We start from the raw sequence: 1,202 nt of genomic DNA on the forward strand, positions 1-1,202 counted from the left end.
TTGTCCAACACTTCGGATAGGTGTCGGCTTCGCGACACATATCCTTATTTGTTATATTTCGGACTTAATGAAAGCCTCTTTAGCTAAACTCAAGCTATCCTGACACTCATGTTCTAACGACAAAAGGGCAACTTGAGTGCTAATCACATGCGACAGATAGCGATTTAAAATCTGTAAGGTCAAAGTAATATAAAACAATTCAGCATCGTTCTTCATACCTCTACCGCGAATATTAGATTGTGAGGTCGTCGATAGTGGTGAACCATGACTATGGTTAGACAATATACGATAGTAAAAAGAATATTGCTCTTTTATTAAACCAAAACGCTTTGAAATTACTTCATCGCTAACATGCATATCTGTATTGCCTGATTTAATCTTGTTCTGCATGTGCTTAGGAAGTGAGAAGAAAAACTCAGACTCAACAATTTCTTTCTTACTTTGAGGCAACCCTGCTTTAAATGACTCTAATACTTCATGTTCAGGTTGACTAGAGTAAAGTCGATACTTCTCCATATTTGCATGGAAAAAGTATAGTTTTCGACGAAACTCTAATTCACCTTCAGACAATTCAATTTCCGAGATATAGCAATAACGATGCGAAGTTTCGATAAAACTACGAGCTAATATAGCTATTGATGAAAAATCCCAAATACCGAATGTTGTGGGAAGAATCCGCTCAAGCGTGATAGCACTCAGGGTTAACCTAGTATAGATTTTTGTTGCTTCTATTCGCTGACCTGAAGTTAATATTCCTCCTGATTTATCTGACACATCAACTGCTGCACTCACCAAGCTTTCAAACAGCGAAGAATTTTCCTTGAAATGTCCTTCGTCATACATGCTGCAAATTCTCCGAGAAATATAACGCCGCATTAAGGTGTGAGCAACGCTACCACCTAGCCTCAACCATACCACTGTAAACACAAAACCCAACGCGGAGACAAAAAAGCCAAGCGTTGGGAATCACTCTTAAATGCTTTATTAGAGCGCAACCAATTCCGCAAGTTTGGCTGCAACATTCTCTAAGGGATCTTCAGCGGTATCTAGACCACTACGAGAACCAAGTAATGGACTTGCTTCACGCAGGTTTTCATAGGTTGTGTCGTGAACAATTGGGACTAATAGATCAGTAGCGAGAAGAGCCGAAAGCTCCTTATCAGCAATGCCCTCACCTGCAATACGCTTCAAAAATGAAGGTG

Annotated in this window: 1 protein-coding gene and 1 pseudogene; both read right to left on the bottom strand. The window is 39.8% G+C overall.

Going from position 1 to position 1,202, the window contains the following annotated elements:
• Positions 1-51: 51 nt before the first annotated feature.
• Positions 52-843 carry a DUF5677 domain-containing protein gene (locus I3255_RS14505; protein ID WP_237033030.1) on the bottom strand — a complete coding sequence of 264 codons (792 nt, stop codon included), beginning with the start codon at positions 841-843 and terminating at the stop codon, positions 52-54.
• Between the two features lie 141 nt (positions 844-984).
• Positions 985-1,202: pseudogene (locus I3255_RS14510) on the bottom strand (TIR domain protein); the annotation flags it as partial.

Origin of the sequence: Psychrobacter sp. Ps6 (genome assembly GCF_022129235.1) — a bacterium.
In the GTDB taxonomy this organism is placed as follows: Bacteria; Pseudomonadota; Gammaproteobacteria; order Pseudomonadales; family Moraxellaceae; genus Psychrobacter.

Excerpts from the sequence above, each read along its gene's own strand:
- I3255_RS14505 (WP_237033030.1), bottom strand. The coding sequence starts at position 843 with ATGTATGACGAAGGACATTTCAAGGAAAATTCTTCGCTGTTTGAAAGC.